This is a genomic window from Agromyces sp. NPDC127015 (assembly GCF_042725165.1).
In the GTDB taxonomy this organism is placed as follows: Bacteria; Actinomycetota; Actinomycetes; order Actinomycetales; family Microbacteriaceae; genus Agromyces; species Agromyces chromiiresistens.
The window spans coordinates 477,210-495,160 of sequence record NZ_JBHXDI010000001.1; the positions used below are offsets into that span (position 1 = coordinate 477,210).

A 17,951-nucleotide genomic window follows, 5' to 3' on the forward strand; every position below is an offset into this window, starting at 1 on the left:
GGGTAAGACTGATGAGCGAGATCCGATTCCCCCTTCCCGATGTCGGCGAGGGCCTCACCGAGGCCGAGATCGTGCAGTGGCGCGTCGCGCCGGGCGATCGCATCTCGCTCGACCAGGTCTTCGTCGAGATCGAGACCGCGAAGTCGCTCGTCGAGCTGCCGAGCGCGTTCGAGGGCGTCGTCTCCGAGCTGCTCGTCGACGAGGGCGCGACGGTCGACGTCGGCACGCCCATCCTCGTGATCCAGACGGATGCCGCGGGCACGGCGCCCGCCGGGGCGCCCGAAGCCGGTGCGACCTCGGCTCCCGCCGAACCTGCGCCCGCGCCCGAGGCGGAGGGCAGCGGCGCCGTGCTCGTCGGGCACGGTTCGTCGGGCCCGGCAGCGACCCGTCGTCGCCGCCACCCGGCGCCGAACGGCGCCCACGTGAACCTCGCTCCGCACCCCGCGCCGGCCCCGCCGGCGGCTCCCGCGGTGCTGGCCCCCACTCCGCCGGCGGCGCCCGCCACGACGCATCCCGCCCCCGCAGCCCGTGCCGAGGCGAAGCCCGAGCCGCACGTTCCGGTGATCGCGAAGCCGCCGATCCGCAAGCTCGCGAAGGATCTCGGCGTCGATCTCTCGCGCGTCGCACCGACGGGGCCGATCGGCGACGTGACGCGCGACGACGTCATCCGCGAGGCGAGCCAGGCGAGCGTCTTCCGCAACATCCAGACGCCCGAGGCGCCGGCCGACCGCGAGACCCGCATCCCCGTGAAGGGCGTGCGCAAGGCGATCGCGAACGCGATGGTGCAGAGCGCGTACTCGGCGCCCCACGTGTCGGTCTTCGTCGACGTCGACGCCACGCGCACCATGGAGTACCTGAAGCGGCTCAAGGCCTCCCCCGACTACGCCGGCATCAAGATCTCACCGCTGCTCATCATGGCGAAGGCGATGCTCTGGGCGGTGCGGCGCAATCCCACCGTGAACGCGCAGTGGACCGACGACGAGATCATCGTCAAGCACTACGTGAACCTCGGCATCGCGGCGGCGACGCCGCGCGGCCTCATCGTGCCGAACGTCAAGAACGCGCAGGACATGTCGATGGTCGAGCTCGCGGCTGCCCTCGAGCAGCTGACGCTCACTGCCCGCGAGGGCAAGACCCAGCCCGCCGAGATGCAGGGCGGCACCATCACGATCACGAACATCGGCGTCTTCGGCATGGACACCGGCACGCCGATCCTGAACCCGGGCGAGGTCGGCATCGTCGCCCTCGGCACGATCAAGCAGAAGCCGTGGGTCGTCGACGGCGAGGTGCGCCCGCGCTTCGTGACGACGATCGGCGGCTCGTTCGACCACCGCGTCGTCGACGGCGACGTCGTCTCGCGCTTCGTGGCCGACGTCGCCTCGATCATCGAGGAGCCGGCGCTGCTGCTCGAGTAGTGGGCCGCTCGCCCCGCTCCACGGCGTCGCCGCAGCTATCGTGCGCCGCGGACCGGCCGAGGAGCGTGGGCGCGACAGGTCGGCTACAGGCGGATCTCGTACGTGATCGCGTCGGGCGTGCGGCCGGCCTCGGCGAAGCCGGCGCGCTCGAGCGTGCGACGGGCCGGCAGGTTGGAGACCTCGGCCTCGGCGCGCACGATGCGTGCGCCCGCCGAGCGGGCGAGCTCCACGGCCGCGTGGATCGTGTGCAGCGCCAGGCCCTGGCCGCGCACCGCCGGGACGAGCCCGAACACGAAGTCGACGGCCCCGTCGGGGCCAGGCGGGCCGAACAGGTTCACTCCCCCGATGGCCGGTCCGTCTTCGCCGCGATGCACGAGGTACGGTCCGAACGGCGCGGGGTCGCCGCTCTCACGGACCGCCTGCACGTACTCGGCGAGGAGCTCGGGCTCGTCGGTGAAGGCGTAGGCGCCCTCCCAGCCATCGTGCGGATCGACCTCGCCCGCGAGCACGCGCTCGGCATCGGCGACGGTGAACGGATGCAACGTGAGCGCGGGTGTCGTCGTCGTATCCACGTACTTCACTCTTGCACGACCCGACGACACACGCCAAGGGTTGTCCACAGCGCGGCGGCTGACGCGGGGCTTCGAGATCACCCGGGCTCCCCCTCGACGCTTCGCGCCGCCAGATGGTTTTGACAATCATTATCAATAACACCTAGGGTGGAGGCATGACGACGCTCCCCCGACCTCGCCGCATGCTCACCGCCACGACCGCCGTTGGGCTCGGTGCCGTCGGCGCACTGGCGCTCGCGGGCTGCGCAGGCCCCGGGGCGGCCGGCGCGAGCGCCGACGCGCCGCGGGTCGTGGCCACCACGACCCAGGTCGGCGACTTCGCGCGCGAGCTCGCCGGCGACGAGGCTGAGGTCACCCAGCTGCTCTCCCCCGGCCAGAGCGCCCACGGGTTCGACCCCTCGGCCGCGCAGCTGCTCGCGCTGAGCGATGCCGATGCGCTCGTCGTCAACGGCGCCGGCCTCGAGAGCTGGCTCGACGACGCGGTCGAGGCCTCGGGCTTCGACGGCGTGCTCATCGACGCCAGCACGGGCATCGAGCTGTACGGCACCGACGACCACGAGCACGAGACGGATGACTCGGGGCACGACGACGAGTCGTCGTCCGAGCATGAGTCCGAGGACCCGGCGGCCGGGTCGGCGGCCGATCACGACGGCCACGATCACGGCGACGGCAACCCGCACATCTGGACCGACCCGGAGCTCGCAGAGCACATGGTCGAGAACATCGCGCACGGCCTCGCCGAGGTGCCCGGCATCGACGCCGACGCGGTCGAGGCGAACGAGACGGCCTATCTCGAGCAGCTCGACGCGCTCGACGAGTGGATCGCCGAGAACGTCGAACAGGTTCCGGTCGCCGACCGGCTGCTCGTGACGAACCACGATGCGTTCACCTACTTCGTCGACGCGTACGACATCACCTTCGTCGGCAGCATCATCCCCAGCTTCGACGACAACGCCGAGCCCAGCGCCGCCGAGATCGACGACCTCGTCGCGAAGATCCGCGACACCGGTGTGAAGGCGGTGTTCTCGGAGGCGTCGATCTCGCCGAAGGCGGCCGAGACGATCGGGGCCGAGTCGGGGGCGACGGTGTACTCCGGACCCGACGCGCTCTACGGCGATTCGCTCGGCGCGGCCGGCAGCGACGGCGAGAGCTACCTCGGCAGCCAGGTGCACAACGCGCGGCTCATCCTCGAGTCGTGGGGCGTCGAGCCTTCCCCGCTGCCGGCGGCACTGCAAGGATGACGGCATGACCCACTCCCCCGTGCTGCGGCTGACCGGTGCGGCGTTCACCCATCCGGGCGGCGCCGGCGTCGCCGGCCTCGACCTCGAGATCGGCCGCGGCGAGGCCGTGGCGCTCATCGGGCCGAACGGCGCGGGCAAGTCGACGCTGCTCAAGGGCATCCTCGGGCTGGTGCCGCGAACGGCCGGCACGCTCGAGCTCGGCGGCGCCCGCGCGTCGGAACGCCCGTCGCATTCCCGAAACGGAATGGTCGCGTTCCTGCCGCAGTCGGCCGAGCTCGACGCCGACTTCCCGATCAGCCTCGAGCAGGTCGTCATGCAGGGGCGGTATCGCGGCCTTGGGCTCCTCCGCTGGCCGGGGCGCGCCGACCGCGCAGCGGTCGCACAGGCGCTCGACCGGGTGGGCCTTGCGCAACTCGCCAAGCGCCCGTTCGGCGAGCTCTCCGGCGGCCAGCGGCAGCGCGGCCTGCTCGCCCGGGCGCTCGCCTCGCAACCCGCGCTGCTCCTCCTCGACGAGCCGTTCAACGGGCTCGACCAGGCCAATCGCGACGCGCTGGTCGAGACGCTCAGGCAGCTCAAGGCCGACGGCGTCGCCGTGCTCGTCTCGACCCACGACCTCGAACTCGCCCGGCTCGTCTGCGACTCGGTGGTGCTCGTCAACGGCACCCAGCTCGCGCACGGCCCGGTCGACGACGTGCTCACCCTCGGCAACGTGCAGGAGTGCTTCGAGGGCGTCGAGGTCGAGATCGACGAGCACACCCTCGTCGTGCCCGGGCACGAAGGACATTGATGCGGGCATCGGCATATAAGCCGTCGCGGCGGGGGAGCGGCGCCCGATGACCATCGTCGACGCCCTGTTCTCGGCCTTCGCGATCCCGTTCATGGGGCGCGCCCTCGTCGTGATGCTCGTGCTCGCCGTCGTCGCGGGCGTCGTCGGGGTGCTCGTGAACCTGCGCGGGCTCGAGTTCATCAGCGACGGACTGACCCACGCCGTCTTCCCCGGACTCGCGATCGGCCTCGCCGTCGGCGGTGCGAGCGGGCTGATCCCCGGCGCGGCGATCGCCGCCCTCGCCGGTGCGCTCGCCCTCACCTGGCTCGACCGCGCCGGGATCACGTCGGACGCCGCGATCGCCATCGTGCTGACGGCCGCCTTCAGCATCGGCGTGATCGTCGTCTCGAAGAGCAGCGACTACGCGGGTGAGCTCGAGGCGCTGCTGTTCGGTCGGGTGCTCACGATTCCGCCCGACCAGGTGCTGCCGCTGGTCGCGGTGAGCGGCGTCGCGCTCGTCGCGGTCGTGGTCACGCTCAAGCAGCAGCTCTTCAGGGCCTTCGACGCCCGGGGGAGTCGCGCTGCGGGAGATTCGGCGCTCGTGCTCGACCTCGTGCTCAACGCGGCGATCGCACTCGTGGTCGTGGCCGCAGCCAGCACGGTCGGCACGCTGCTCGTACTCGCCCTGCTCATCGTGCCGGGGGCGGTGGCGCGGCTCGTGACGATGCGACTGTGGTGGCTGTTCCCCGTCGCTGCCGGCTTCGCCGCAGTGGCGGCATGGCTCGGGCTGGCGGCCGGATTCGCCGTGTCGGTCGGTGCCGGCGTCGACGTGCCGGCCGGGGCGACGATCGTCGCCGTGTTCGTGCTCGGGTACGCGCTCGTACTGGCGGTCGCGCAAGTGGCCGGACGGGTGCGGGGGAGCGGGGTCGGGCGGTCGGGCTTCGAGCCGCTTCCTCCGGCGTCGGATGCTCCTCGGCCAGCGCGGACAGGGGCGCGCCGTCCTGCGGCGCCGCTCGAGCACGCCGAGCGTGCGAGGCGAGCCGGGGAGGAGCGCTGATGGGCTACTTCGAGCGGGCGCTGCTCGCCGCCATCGTCATCGGCGTGGGCGCAGGATTCGTCGGGGCGCTCGTCGTGCTGCGCAAGCGCACCTTCTTCGCGCAGGCCCTCACCCACGGCACCTATCCCGGCGCAGTCGCCGCGGCGGCCCTCGGGGTGAGCGTGCCCGCCGGTGCGGCCGTGGCCTCGATCGTGCTCGTGGCGGTCATGGCCGGCATCGCCCGTGTCCGCCGGCAGGGTGCCCAAGTCGCCGCCGGCATCGTGCTCACCGGCGGTTTCGCGGCCGGCGCCCTGCTGCAGGCCCTCCTCCCGGGCCTCCCGGTGCGCGCCGAGAGCCTGCTCGTCGGCTCGATCCTGACGGTGAGCGACGGAGACATTCTGCTCGCGGCATGTGTGGCAGCGGTCGCGATCGCGGTGGTCGCGCTCATCGGCAAGGAGATCGCGTTCTCGACCTTCGATCCGGCGGGGTTCCGCGCGATGGGCTACCGCGAATGGCCGATCGAGCTCGTCGTGCTCGGCCTCACCGCGGCCTCGGTCGTGAGCTCGCTCCCCGCCGTCGGGGCGATCCTCGCGATCGCGCTCATCGCGGCACCCGCGGCGGCCGCGCGGCTCGTGGCCGGTTCGTTCCGCGGCGTGCTCCTGGCGGCGCCCGTGATCGGCGCGGCGTCGGGCGTCATCGGCGTCCTCGCCTCCCGCATGTTCGCGGTCGCGGCCGGCCCGGCGATCGCGCTCGCGGCGACCGCGTTCTTCCTGCTCGCGCTGGGGATCTCCAAGCTCCGCGCGCTACCGTTGAAGCGGACCGACATCCCCGTCGAGACCGCGGAGGGCGCACGGATCGCATGATGAAACGCAACACCTGGCAGCGCGAGGCCGTGCGCGAGGCCCTCGACACGACCGAGGGGTTCATCAGCGCGCAGGCGCTGCATTCGGCGCTGCACGCGAGCGGTTCGCCGATCGGGCTCGCGACGGTCTATCGCGCGCTCGGCGACCTCGCCTCGAGCGGCGAGGCCGACTCGCTGCAGTCGCCCGACGGCGAGGCGCTGTACCGCGCCTGCTCGACCGCGGGCCACCATCACCACCTCATCTGCCGCAACTGCGGGCTCACGGTCGAGATCGAAGCCACCGAGGTCGAGGCCTGGGCGAAGGGCATCGCCGCCGAGCACGGGTTCACCGAGGCCGCGCACGTCGTCGACGTGTTCGGGCTCTGCGCCGACTGCACGCGACTCGCGGCGACGACGGAAAGCCCTGATCGAGCCCGTTAAAACCGTGCTCGGTTTGGGTTCCGCCACGAACCTCGTTACGGTGGGGTGCGGTCCTGCAAGACCGTCCGCCCAGTCCGCGGTTCGATATTCCCGAACGGGAATCATCGGAACGTATGGTTCGGCGGCGAGGCATCCGGCCCCGATGGCCGGCTGCGACGAAGCCCTGTTTCGCCCGGCGCCCCCATGATGCGCCCGGCTTGAGTGCCGGGCTTCCGACTCGCCGTCAACCCGGCCGTGACCCAGGAGTTCGGCGCGCCCGGACTCGACCGCGAAACGCCCGGCGTTCGCGGTGATCGGCGCGCGCCCTCGGGGAGCCAGACCATGTCAGACACGACCGCACTCGAAGTGCGCCACCTCACCAAGTTCTTCGGCCGGAAGCCGCGCGAAGCACTGCAGCGACTGCGGCAGGGCGCCGGGCGCGACGAACTCGCGCCGCTCGGCACCGCCGCGGTCATCGACGCCGACTTCGACGTGCGGCGAGGTGAGATCTTCGTCGTGATGGGCCTCTCGGGCTCGGGCAAGTCGACGCTCATCCGCATGCTCAACGGGCTGGTCGAGCCGACCGACGGCACCGTCACCGTGATGGGGGAGCAGATCACCGGCGTGGCCTCGAAGCGACTGCGCGCCGTGCGCCGCCGCCGGGTGTCGATGGTCTTCCAGCACTTCGCCCTGCTGCCGCATCGCACGGTGCTCGAGAACGCCGCCTACGGCCTCGAGATCCAGGGCGTGCCGCCGGCCGAGCGCCGGGCCCGCGCCGAACGCATCCTCGAGCGCGTCGGCCTCGGCGGCTGGAGCGACACGCTTCCCTCGGCGCTCTCGGGCGGGATGCAGCAGCGCGTCGGCCTCGCCCGCGCCCTCGCCGCCGACACGGACATCCTGCTCATGGACGAGGCGTTCTCGGCGCTCGACCCGCTCATCCGGCGCGAGATGCAGGAGCAGCTCGTCGAACTCCAGCAGGAGCTCGGCAAGACCATCGTGTTCATCACGCACGACCTGAACGAGGCGATGTTCCTCGGCGACCGCATCGCGATGATGCGCGACGGCCGGGTGGTGCAGATCGGCACCGCCGAGGAGATCCTCACCGATCCGGCCGACGACTACGTCGCCCACTTCGTGCAGGACGTCGACCGGGCGCGCGTGCTCACCGCGGGCAACGTGATGGAGGCGCCGCGCGCGGTCGCGACCGCCTCGGCCGGTCCGCGTGCCGCACTGCGCACGATGCGCGACCTGCAGACCTCCATGGTGTTCGTCGTCGGCAACGGCCGGCGCCTGCTCGGCGTCGCGCACGACCGCGACGTGCTGCGCCTCGTGCAGCGAGGCGAGCGGGATCTCGGCCTCGCGATCAGCGACGACCATCCGGTCGTGGGCGTCGACGAGCACCTCGCCGAACTGCTCGGCAGCGCCGTCGAGAGCCAGCTCCCGCTCGCGGTCGTCGACGGCGAGGGACGCCTCCTCGGCGCCGTGCCCAGGGTGACCCTGCTCGCCGCGCTCGGCAACGTCAGCACGGACACCGCTGAGCAGGTGATCATCGACACGCCGGCCACGATCTCGGTCGACGTCATCACCGAGACCCTGCACCGCACCGCGGGTGCGGAGGCGGCGGTCGCCGACGCGCCGCCGGTCGAGACGGTGCCGGCCGACGCATCGCCCGCCGTGGTCGCGGGGGAGGGGAGCCTGGCATGACCGAGTTCCGCCTTCCGCTCGGCGAGTGGGTCGCCGCGTTCATCGATTTCATCACCGAGGTGCTCGGCGGGTTCTTCCGCGTCGTCCGCGATGTCTTCGCCGGCTTCTACGACCTCGTCGAGTTCGTGCTGCAGACGCCGCCGTTCTGGGTCGTCATCCTCGCGATCGCGGCGATCGCCTGGTTCGCGAAGGGCTGGAAGCTCGCGGTCGGCACCGCCGTCGGCCTCGTCGTGATCGTCGGCGTCGACCAGTGGGACAACGCGATGGCGACCCTCGCCCTCGTGCTCGTCGCGAGCGCGATCGCGGTCGTCGTGGCGATCCCGGTGGGCGTGCTCGCCGCCCGTTCCGACGGGGCGTCGCGCGTCATCCGGCCGATCCTCGACTTCATGCAGACGATGCCCGCGATGGTGTACCTGATCCCGGCGCTCATCCTGTTCCGCGTCGGCGTCGTGCCGGGCATCGTCGCGACGATCATCTTCGCCATGGCCCCCGGGGTGCGCCTCACCGAGCTCGGCATCCGCGGTGTCGACCGCGAGGTGGTCGAGGCGGGGCACGCCTTCGGCTCGTCGCCGTGGCGCATCCTCCGCCAGATCCAGCTCCCGCTCGCGATGCCGAGCATCATGGCCGGCGTCAACCAGGTCATCATGCTGTCGCTGTCGATGGTCGTCATCGCCGGCATGGTCGGCGCGGGCGGACTCGGCGGCGACGTCGTGCAGTCGCTCACGCGCATCGACGTCGGACTCGGATTCGAGGCGGGCATCTCCGTCGTGATCCTCGCGATCATCCTCGATCGCATCACCGGAGCGCTCGGAGCCCCCCGGACCCGGCGCCCGCGCCGACAGCGAGGGGATGCCTCGGCGCCGACGAGGCACGGGTCGGGCGACGCGGGCCGCGGCCCCGGGCAGCCCGAGCCCGTCGCGGCGGGCGCCCGCGCCGAGGCATCCGCCCCGACCGGCTGACCGGCCTCGCTCGCGCCATGACCGAAGCGTCGCATCGAGGCGGGCCGCCGTCTCGACACAGGTCCTCCTGCGTCGAGCGCCGCCCGGCCGACGGCGCTCGCATCGACCTCACCCCGACCCGCGACCCTGCTCGCGGAGGAAAGGAAGCACCATGAAGCACCGCACCATCACGGGGGCGCTCGCCCTCGGCGCCGTCGCGACGCTCGCCCTGAGCGGCTGCGCCGCCGGCGCACCGGCCGAGACCCTCGAGAACGGCGACCGCAAGGACGTCACGATCGCCGTGTTCAACGGCTGGGACGAGGGCATCGCTGCGAGCGAGCTGTGGAAGGCCGTGCTCACCGAGCAGGGTTACGACGTCACGCTCGAGTACGCCGACCCGGCTCCCGTCTACTCGGGCCTCACGTCGGACGACTACGACGTCACCCTCGACACCTGGCTGCCGATCACGCACGCCGACTACATCGAGCAGTACGGCGACGACCTCGTCGACCTCGGGGCCTGGAACGAGGACGCGAAGCTCACCATCGCGGTGAACGAGGACGCGCCGATCGACTCGCTCGACGAGCTCGCCGCGAACGCCGACCTGTTCGGCAACCGGCTCGTCGGCATCGAGCCGGGGTCGGGCCTCAACCGGGTGACGGAGGACGAGGTCATCCCGACCTACGGCCTCGAGAAGGTGGAGTACCTCACGAGCTCGACGCCTGCGATGCTCTCCGAGCTCACGGCTGCGACCAAGGCCGGCGAGAACATCGCCGTCACCCTGTGGCGTCCGCACTGGGCGTACGACGCGTTCCCGCTCAAGGACCTCGAGGACCCCGAGGGCGCGCTCGGCGACGCCGAGGGCATCCACGCGTTCGGCGGCAAGAGCTTCGAGGCGAGCTTCCCGACGCTGAGCGGCTGGCTCGAGGACTTCGAGATGGACAGCGAGCTGCTCTTCTCGCTCGAGAACGCCATGTTCAACGAGGCCGACACCGACGACTACGGGCCCGTCGTCGAGCAGTGGATCGCCGACAACCAGGACTACGTCGACGGGCTCACCGAGTAAGGGAGCGGACTCCGCCGACACGACACGGCGGGTGGTGGATGCCTCGCGGCGTCCGTCACCCGCCGTCGTCATGTCGCCGCGTCATCCTGACGGGAGCGTCGTCACCCCCGAACGAGGGTCATCGCCGTCGCGCGGTTCATGCGATCTGCGTGACACGGCCGCCGCCCGCCGAGGTCTAGCATCGCGATCGGATGCGACGTTCGGGGGAACGGCTCCTCTCGCTCGCGCACCTCGGCGATGCCCCGACGGCATCGCGCACGGCAACGCATGGAGGGATGACGATGACCGAGCAGTCCGACAACGAGTACACCCCGAGGTTCGCACGGCCGGGGGAGGCGACGGTCACCACGGGGCACCGCATCCCCGAGAACGAGTCGCTGCCGCAGACGGCGTACCAGATCATCCGCGACGAGGTCATGCTCGACGGCAACGCCCGGCTGAACCTCGCGACCTTCGTCACGACGTGGATGGACGACGAGGCCAAGGCGCTGTACACCGAGGCGTTCGACAAGAACATGATCGACAAGGACGAGTACCCGCAGACCGCGGCGATCGAGGAGAAGTGCTGGCGCATGCTCGCCGACCTCTGGCACTCGCCCGACCCCGACGGCACGATCGGCACGTCGACCATCGGCTCGTCGGAGGCGGCGATGCTCGGCGGCCTCGCGATGAAGCGCCGCTGGCAGCAGGCCCGCCGCGCCGCCGGCAAGGACGCCTCCAAGCCGAACATGATCATGTCGAGCGCCGTGCAGGTCTGCTGGGAGAAGTTCTGCAACTACTTCGACGTCGAGCCGCGCTACGTGCCGGTGAGCGACGAGTACCCGATGCTCGACGGCGCCCAGCTCGAGGAGTACGTCGACGAGAACACGATCGGCGTCGTCGTGATCATGGGCGTCACCTACACGGGCGCGTACGAGCCGGTCAAGCAGATCTCGGAGGCGCTCGACGCGCTGCAGGCGAAGACCGGGCTCGACGTGCCGATCCACGTCGACGGCGCGTCGGGTGCGATGATCGCGCCGTTCATCCAGCCCGACCTCGAGTGGGACTTCCGGCTGCCGCGCGTGCACTCGATCAACACCTCGGGTCACAAGTACGGCCTCGTCTACCCCGGCCTCGGCTGGGTCGTCTGGCGCACCGCCGACGTGCTGCCCGACGACCTCATCTTCCGGGTGAGCTACCTCGGCGGCTCGATGCCGACGCTCGCGCTCAACTTCTCGCGTCCAGGGGCGCAGGTGCTCCTGCAGTACTTCCTCTTCCTGCGGCTCGGCGTCAAGGGCTACGCCGCGGTGCAACAGGCCTCGCAGGACGTCGCCGTGTACCTCTCCAAGGGCATCGCGGAGATCGGCGCCTTCGACCTGATCAGCGACGGCACCGACATCCCCGTCTTCGCCTGGCGGCTCAAGCCGGGGCACACCGACAACTGGAACCTGTACCACCTGCAGGATCGCCTGCGGCAGAAGGGATGGCTCGTGCCCGCCTACCCGCTGCCCGACAACATGGCCGACCGCACGGTGCAGCGCATCGTCGTCCGCAACGGACTCAGCATGGACCTCGCCACGGATCTGCTCCGCGACATCCAGTCCGAGACCGCCTACCTCGACCAGCTCGAATCGCCGATGCCCGTCGAGGGCAACCGTCCGGCGTTCCACCACTAGGAGGCGACTGAGATGACCAAGCAGGCGACCGAGTCGCCACGGCTCGGAAAGAACCACCCGCTTGCGCCGAAGACGGCGCACACGGCATTCCTCGGTGCCGGCCAGCTGGCCCTGCTCACCCTCGTCGTGGTCGCGAGCCTGCGCTCGCTGCCGGCGATGGCGGTCTACGGGCTCGGCAGCGTGACCCTGTACATCATCCCGGCGATCTTCTTCCTCATCCCCACCGCGCTCGTCGCGGCGGAGCTCGCGACGGGGTGGAAGGGCGGCGTCTACGTCTGGGTGCGGGAGGCCTTCGGCAATCGATGGGGCTTCACCGCAGTCTGGCTGCAATGGATCCAGAACGTCGTCTGGTACCCGACGCAGATCGCCTTCATCGCGGCGGCGATCGCGTTCGTCTTCATGGACCCGTCGCTCGCGAACTCGGGCCTCTACACGGCGATCATCATCCTGGTGCTGTACTGGGGGTCGACGCTCATCGCCCTCCGCGGCGGCAACCTGTTCGCGAAGCTCGGGTCGTGGGGCGGCATCCTCGGAACGCTCTTCCCGGCCGCGCTGCTCATCGTGTTCGGCTTCATCTGGCTGGGAACCGGCGAGCCGAGCGAGGTGCCGCTCGGGGCGGCGAACATGATCCCGCCGTTCACGGGCATCGCGTCGATCGTGCTGATCGTCTCGAACATCCTCGCCTACGCGGGCATGGAGGTGAACGCCGTGCACGTGAACCAGATGAAGGACCCCGGCCGCGGCTACCCCAAGTCGATCCTGCTCGCATCGGTGCTGATCCTCGCGGTCTTCATCCTGCCGACGATCGCGATCGCGATCGCCGTGCCGAACAAGGACCTGGGGCTCACGAACGGCATCATGCTCGCGTTCCAGGAGTACTTCGACACGTTCGGCATGTCGTGGGCGACGCCCGTCATCTCGGCGCTCATCGCGGCGGGTGCGCTCGCCTCGGTGCTCACCTGGATCGCCGGTCCGTCGAAGGGCCTGCTCGCCGCCGCCGAGTCGGGGCTGCTGCCGCGCGGACTCCAGAAGCGCAACAAGGAGGGGGTGCAGTCGGGCATCCTGATGCTGCAGGGCACGATCGTGACGCTGCTCGCGGCGATGTTCATCTTCATCCCCAACGTGAACTCGGCGTTCATCGCGCTCGTCGACATGGCCGCGGCGCTCTACCTGATCATGTACATGCTCATGTTCGCCGCCGCGATCCGGCTGCGCCGCAAGGAGCCCGACGTCAAGCGCGCCTACCGCGTGCCGGCGATGGGGTTCATCGCGGGCGTCGGGTTCCTGGGATGCCTCGCCGCCTTCTGCCTCGCGTTCATCCCGCCGAGCGGCTTCGACTCGATGTCGGCCGGCATGTACGCGCTGGTGGTGCTCGGCGTCATCCTGCTGCTGGGAGTGCCGCCGCTGCTCTTCTACGCGTTCCGCCGCCCCTCCTGGGACCTGCGGTCCGACGAGGAGAAGGCCATGCGCGGCACCCATCAGGAGGACGAGGGGGCACCGGCCGCCTCGGCCGCTTCGACCGCACCGCCGGGCGACGCCGCGACGAGCGGCTGAGCGCGCCCGTCGAACGGCCCACGGGAGCATCCCGTGGGCCGTTCGGCACCCCACCCGATCACAACATCGCAGCGACAGAAAGGCCGTCATGCTCTTCGACATGAGCGCCACCCCGATCACGTTCGGCGACTTCGTCTGGACCGGTGACTTCACGACGATCGACCTGATCGCCGCGACGACGAACGCCCTCAACGGCGCGCTGCTCGCGCGCCGTCCCGATCACTACCGCAACTACACGATCGTCGGCATCCTCCTGATGGCGCTCGTAGGCGGCATCGGCGGCGGCGTCGCTCGCGACGTGCTGCTCGGCGACGTGCCGTCGGCGCTCACCAACCCGGCGTACATCCTGCTCTGCCTCGTCGCGGGACTCATCGGGTACGCGCTCGCCTTCAAGGGCGGGCAGCTGTTCCGCGAGGGACTGTTCCAGTTCATGACCTCGTTCTCGCTGCCCTGGTACGCGATCGTCGGGGCGCAGAAGGCGGTCGAGGCGGGGCTGCCCATCCTCGGCGCACTCGCGCTCGCCGTGGTCGGCCCGACCGCCGGGCGCTACTTCATCGACGTCACGAGCGGGGTGCCGCCGAAGCAGTTCATCCGCGGCGAGTGGTTCGTCGGCATCGCGGCGCTCACCGGGCTCGTGTGGATCGTCTGCGACGCGTTCGGCCTGAACACGTGGCTCGCGACCGGGATCGCCTTCATCATCGGATTCACCCTGCGCGTGCTCGCGCTCTACCTCGGCTGGGAGGAGCCGCTCGCGAGGGAGCCGAAGGGCGTCTACCAGCACAGCAACGGGCGACCGCTGCTCGGCCGCAAGCTCGCGGGCAAGTCGGTGCGCGAGATGCGCGACCTCGGCCTGGTCGTCGAGACGGCGGCGCCGGCCGGTGCCGACGGCGGTGCTCCGGGCGATGCGAAGTAGCCCGAGGATCGCCCCGGCGGGGCGGATGGGCCAAGATGAGGGCATGGCACGCGATGCGCCGTCACCGGATCGGCCGGCCCGCCCGACCCCGCAGGGCGATCGTCGCCTGCGCCGCGAGGCGTGGGGCTTCGCGCTCGGGTCGATCTGCTTCTTCGTCGGCCCGCTCCCGGCGTACGCCGCGTGGGCGGGCGACGTCGGCGTCGCGGTCACCTTCTTCATCGGGTCGCTGCTGTTCACGACCGCGGGATTCATCCAGCTGAGCCTGAGCGGGCGCCGCCCGCCTCGGAGGGGCATGAACGCCGCCGACCGGGCCGACTGGTTCGCCGCGGCGATCCAGTTCGTCGGCACGCTCTTCTTCAACGTGAGCACCGGGTCGGCGCTCGTCGCGGCGGTGCAGCATCCCGATGCGGTCGGCGTCGGTTGGCGGCCCGACGCACTCGGCTCGATCGCGTTCCTCGTCTCGAGCGGCCTCGCGGTCGTCGCGACGAGGGACCGCGGGCGGCTCTGGGACCGCGACGCGCGCACCTGGCACGGCACGGGCCTCAACCTGCTCGGCTCGATCGCCTTCGGCGTCTCGGCGGTCGCCGCCTACGTCGTCCCGACGACCGGCGATCTCGTGAGTCTGTTCTGGACGAACCTCGGCACGGTGATCGGCGCGCTCTGCTTCTTCATCGCGGCCGTGCTGTCGCGACGCACGGTGCTCCGCGAGGAGCACGAGGCGGCCGCCGCCTCCTGATCCGGCTCTGGATGCTTCGGCGCCGACGTGCGACGGGCGCCGGCGCCGAGGCATCCGCCGGCCGGAATTCGGTCGCGACCGGGGCGTCTGGTAAGCTGACTCGTTGGCTGGGTACTTCCACTACCCAGACCGCGACAATCCCACGCAGATCACCGCGAGAAATCGCGCGATTCGGCGTGTGAGCGTCAGCAGACAAGAGACCTTGGGAGGGGCATCGCCCCTCGGTATTGGAGGAAACCAATGGCAGCAGTGTGCCAGGTGACCGGCGCCGTTCCCGGCTTCGGTCACAACATCTCGCACTCGCACCGCCGGACGAAGCGCCGCTTCGACCCGAACGTGCAGAAGAAGACGTACTACGTGCCGTCGCTTCGTCGGAACATCACGATCAACGTGTCCGCCAAGGGCATCAAGGTCATCGACGCCCGTGGCATCGAGGCCGTCGTTCGTGACATGCAGGCTCGTGGGGTGAAGATCTAATGGCGAAGCAGCAGGACATCCGTCCCATCATCAAGCTCCGTTCGACGGCCGGCACCGGGTACACCTACGTGACCCGCAAGAACCGTCGCAACAACCCCGACCGCCTCGTGCTCAAGAAGTACGACCCCGTGGTGCGCAAGCACGTCGACTTCCGAGAGGAGCGCTAAGACATGGCGAAGAAGAGCAAGATCGCGCGCAACGAGCAGCGCAAGGTGATCGTCGACCGTTACGCGGCGAAGCGCCTCGAGCTGAAGAAGGCGCTCGTCGACCCCAACGGCACCGACGAGAGCCGCGAGGCCGCCCGCGTCGGCCTGCAGAAGCTTCCCCGCAACGCCTCGCCGGTGCGCGTGCGTTCGCGTGACGCCATCGACGGTCGCCCCCGCGGCAACCTCTCGAAGTTCGGCATCTCGCGTGTCCGCTTCCGTGACATGGCGCACCGCGGCGAACTGCCCGGCATCACCAAGTCGAGCTGGTAAGCAGTAGCTTCACGCTTCACGAAGAGGGGCGCTCCGGATTCTCCGGGGCGCCCCTCTTCTGTCGTCTCCGCCGTCGCGGGGAGGGGTACACGAGTTGCCCGGCGACGGGGGACTCCCCGTGCGGGTGCCACCACCACGGGGGCCTGCCGGGGCGAGCCGACCGGCCCCTAGCGTTGACGGACCGCACGCATGCGTGCGCATGCGATCACCGACGAGAGAGGGCAGCCCGATGAAGCGATGGAGTGGATGGGGCGGATCGATCGCCGGGGCGGCCACGGCCGCCGTGCTCGTACTGGGCGGCGGTGCGATCGCGTACGCCGACGACATCGAGTCCGTCGTCACCGTCGACGACCTGGTGGTGTCGACGCCGGTCGTGGACCTCGGCGTGCTCGGCTGCGGTGCGAGCAAGGACATCGTGGTGAAGCTCAACCTCGACCGGGGCGGGGCCGGCGCCGCGACGATCTTCGAGAACGGTGCCGACATCGCCTTCTCGCGCACCTCGCAGACGAACGTCGAAGCGTCGCAGCCGTCGCCGACGACCATCACGCTCCCCGGCGACTGGGCGACCCTCGACCAGAACTCGACCGTCGACAGCGCGCAGACCAGTTCGACGATCACGGTGGCGGCCGGCGACACGAACGGCCCGGCCACCGGATCGGTCGGCTACCGGGCGACCGGGAAGGTGCTCAACGGGGACACGAAGCACCGGGACGCCACCGTGTCGGTGAGCTGGACGGTCGAGAACTGCGGCGGCGTCGACCCCGTCGACGTGACGGGCCCGGTCGTGGTGCTGACGTGCCCGACCGATCCGATCCCACGTGGTGCGGCCGCCGAGGCGACCTGGACGGCGACCGACGAGGCGGGCGGTTCGGGCGTGGCCGAGGGCTACGAGGGCGGGACGTTCGCGCTCGACACGGCGACGCTCGGCGAGCACACGTTCAACGCTCCAGCGGGCACCGCGGTCGACAATGCGGGCAACCCGTCCGCCGAGGCATCCTGCACGTACACCGTGGTCGACGTGACGCCGCCCGTCGTCCTGTTGGCCTGCCCGACCGGTCCGGTGCTGCTCGGCGCGGTCGCCGAGGCGACGTGGACGGCGACCGACGAGGCGGGCGGTTCGGGCGTGGCCGAGGGCTACGAGAGCGGTTCGATCGCGCTCGACACCTCGAGCGTCGGTACGAAGACGGCGACGGCGGCCGAGGGCGCGGCCCGCGACAACGCCGGCAACCCGTCGGCCGCGGTGTCGTGCGAGTACTCGGTGATCTACGACTTCGCGGGGTTCTTCCGCCCGGTCGACATGGGCGGCGTGGTCAACTCGGTCAAGGCGGGCAGCGCCGTGCCGATGAAGTTCAGCCTCGACGGCGACCAGGGCCTCGACATCATCGCGGCCGGCTACCCGAGGGCGACGTTCACGTCGTGCGACGCGAATGCACTGGTCGACGCGGTCGAGTCGACGGTCACCGCGGGCGGCAGCAGCCTGACCTACGACCTGGTCGCCGGGCAGTACGTCTATGTCTGGAAGACCGACAAGAGCTGGGCCGGCAGGTGCGGCACGTTCGAGCTGAAGCTCGACGACGGGGTGACCCGCACGGCGAAGTTCAAGTTCCTGAAGTAGACCGAACAGCCTCCAAGCTCCCGACACGCCGTGGGAATTCGTCCGAGAGGGCCGGAAATCCGCGGGATTCCGCGGATCTCTGTTACATTCGAGGCGGCCTGATCGGCCACGGGGGCATCAGAGGATCGTCTCCGAGTTCTTCAACTCAATGCTGTTGCATACAGCGAACGTCCGAGGAGGACATTCAATGGCTGACAAGTCGCTGAACAAGACCGAGCTCGTCGCGAAGATCGCTGCGTCGACCGGCCAGAGCCAGGCCACCGTCGACGCCGTGCTCGGCGGTCTGTTCGACGCGCTCGCCGACTCCGTGGGCTCGGGCACCAAGGTCTCCATCCCGGGCTGGCTCGCCGTCGAGCGCACGCACCGCGCTGCGCGCACCGGCCGCAACCCGCAGACGGGCGCGACCATCGAGATCCCGGCCGGCTACTCGGTCAAGGTCTCGGCCGGTTCGAAGCTCAAGGCTGCTGCCAAGTAACCAGAGCCTTCCCGGAGGGGCGCACGGCGAGAGCCGTGCGCCCCTCCGTCG

General features: G+C 70.5%; 19 protein-coding genes. 18 read left to right on the forward strand and 1 reads right to left on the reverse strand.

The window, feature by feature from the left end; all coding sequences use genetic code 11:
* The first annotated feature begins 11 nt into the window (after positions 1–11).
* Positions 12–1,415: a dihydrolipoamide acetyltransferase family protein gene (locus ACFWGP_RS02180; RefSeq protein WP_376930031.1), complete on the forward strand. Its 1,404-nt coding sequence runs from the start codon at positions 12–14 to the stop codon at positions 1,413–1,415.
* An 83-nt stretch (positions 1,416–1,498) separates the two neighbouring features.
* On the opposite strand, the gene ACFWGP_RS02185 is transcribed toward ACFWGP_RS02180, so the two are convergent.
* Positions 1,499–1,987 carry a GNAT family N-acetyltransferase gene (locus ACFWGP_RS02185; protein WP_231429315.1) on the reverse strand — a complete coding sequence of 163 codons (489 nt, stop codon included), beginning with the start codon at positions 1,985–1,987 and terminating at the stop codon, positions 1,499–1,501.
* A 155-nt stretch (positions 1,988–2,142) separates the two neighbouring features.
* Here ACFWGP_RS02185 and ACFWGP_RS02190 point away from each other — a divergent pair, with 155 nt between their 5' ends.
* From ACFWGP_RS02190 to ACFWGP_RS02270, 17 genes are all read left to right on the forward strand, one after another.
* Entirely contained in the window at positions 2,143–3,228 is a 1,086-nt protein-coding gene (locus ACFWGP_RS02190) for a metal ABC transporter substrate-binding protein (protein ID WP_376930032.1), read from the forward strand.
* A 4-nt stretch (positions 3,229–3,232) separates the two neighbouring features.
* The gene (locus ACFWGP_RS02195; protein ID WP_231429317.1) at positions 3,233–4,015 is read left to right on the forward strand and encodes a metal ABC transporter ATP-binding protein; all 783 of its coding nucleotides are present in this window, start codon (positions 3,233–3,235) and stop codon (positions 4,013–4,015) included.
* Positions 4,016–4,061: 46 nt separating this feature from the next.
* The gene (locus ACFWGP_RS02200; RefSeq protein WP_275507019.1) at positions 4,062–5,051 is read left to right on the forward strand and encodes a metal ABC transporter permease; all 990 of its coding nucleotides are present in this window, start codon (positions 4,062–4,064) and stop codon (positions 5,049–5,051) included.
* Complete coding sequence (locus ACFWGP_RS02205; protein WP_231429319.1) at positions 5,051–5,893, forward strand: metal ABC transporter permease; 843 nt, start codon at positions 5,051–5,053, stop codon at positions 5,891–5,893. The genes ACFWGP_RS02200 and ACFWGP_RS02205 overlap by 1 nt, the downstream gene beginning before the upstream one ends.
* Positions 5,890–6,312 carry a Fur family transcriptional regulator gene (locus ACFWGP_RS02210; RefSeq protein WP_275507020.1) on the forward strand — a complete coding sequence of 141 codons (423 nt, stop codon included), beginning with the start codon at positions 5,890–5,892 and terminating at the stop codon, positions 6,310–6,312. Before ACFWGP_RS02205 ends, ACFWGP_RS02210 begins: the two co-directional genes overlap by 4 nt.
* Positions 6,313–6,633: 321 nt before the next feature.
* Positions 6,634–7,995 (forward strand): glycine betaine/L-proline ABC transporter ATP-binding protein, encoded by a 1,362-nt coding sequence (locus ACFWGP_RS02215; RefSeq protein ID WP_275507021.1) that lies wholly within the window; start codon positions 6,634–6,636, stop codon positions 7,993–7,995.
* Positions 7,992–8,954, forward strand: coding sequence for a proline/glycine betaine ABC transporter permease (locus tag ACFWGP_RS02220; protein ID WP_275507022.1), 963 nt, complete (start codon positions 7,992–7,994; stop codon positions 8,952–8,954). Before ACFWGP_RS02215 ends, ACFWGP_RS02220 begins: the two co-directional genes overlap by 4 nt.
* A gap of 151 nt (positions 8,955–9,105) precedes the next feature.
* Positions 9,106–9,999 (forward strand): glycine betaine ABC transporter substrate-binding protein, encoded by an 894-nt coding sequence (locus ACFWGP_RS02225; protein WP_275507023.1) that lies wholly within the window; start codon positions 9,106–9,108, stop codon positions 9,997–9,999.
* A gap of 281 nt (positions 10,000–10,280) precedes the next feature.
* Entirely contained in the window at positions 10,281–11,654 is a 1,374-nt protein-coding gene (locus ACFWGP_RS02230) for a glutamate decarboxylase (protein ID WP_275507024.1), read from the forward strand.
* Between the two features lie 12 nt (positions 11,655–11,666).
* On the forward strand, positions 11,667–13,208 hold the full coding sequence (locus ACFWGP_RS02235) for an amino acid permease (protein WP_275507025.1): 1,542 nt from the start codon (positions 11,667–11,669) through the stop codon (positions 13,206–13,208).
* Positions 13,209–13,308: 100 nt separating this feature from the next.
* Positions 13,309–14,121: a trimeric intracellular cation channel family protein gene (locus ACFWGP_RS02240; RefSeq protein ID WP_231429326.1), complete on the forward strand. Its 813-nt coding sequence runs from the start codon at positions 13,309–13,311 to the stop codon at positions 14,119–14,121.
* A 43-nt stretch (positions 14,122–14,164) separates the two neighbouring features.
* On the forward strand, positions 14,165–14,857 hold the full coding sequence (locus ACFWGP_RS02245) for a hypothetical protein (protein WP_231429327.1): 693 nt from the start codon (positions 14,165–14,167) through the stop codon (positions 14,855–14,857).
* Positions 14,858–15,097: 240 nt separating this feature from the next.
* Positions 15,098–15,334 (forward strand): 50S ribosomal protein L28, encoded by a 237-nt coding sequence (rpmB, locus tag ACFWGP_RS02250; protein ID WP_231429328.1) that lies wholly within the window; start codon positions 15,098–15,100, stop codon positions 15,332–15,334.
* A complete protein-coding gene (gene rpmG, locus ACFWGP_RS02255; protein ID WP_021760158.1) occupies positions 15,334–15,501 on the forward strand; it encodes a 50S ribosomal protein L33 in 168 nt (55 codons plus the stop codon). Before rpmB ends, rpmG begins: the two co-directional genes overlap by 1 nt.
* A gap of 3 nt (positions 15,502–15,504) precedes the next feature.
* A complete protein-coding gene (gene rpsN / locus ACFWGP_RS02260) occupies positions 15,505–15,810 on the forward strand; it encodes a 30S ribosomal protein S14 (protein WP_231045429.1) in 306 nt (101 codons plus the stop codon).
* Positions 15,811–16,039: 229 nt separating this feature from the next.
* Positions 16,040–17,425 (forward strand): PxKF domain-containing protein, encoded by a 1,386-nt coding sequence (locus ACFWGP_RS02265; protein WP_376930033.1) that lies wholly within the window; start codon positions 16,040–16,042, stop codon positions 17,423–17,425.
* A 187-nt stretch (positions 17,426–17,612) separates the two neighbouring features.
* A complete protein-coding gene (locus tag ACFWGP_RS02270; protein WP_231429330.1) occupies positions 17,613–17,900 on the forward strand; it encodes an HU family DNA-binding protein in 288 nt (95 codons plus the stop codon).
* Positions 17,901–17,951 lie beyond the last annotated feature (51 nt).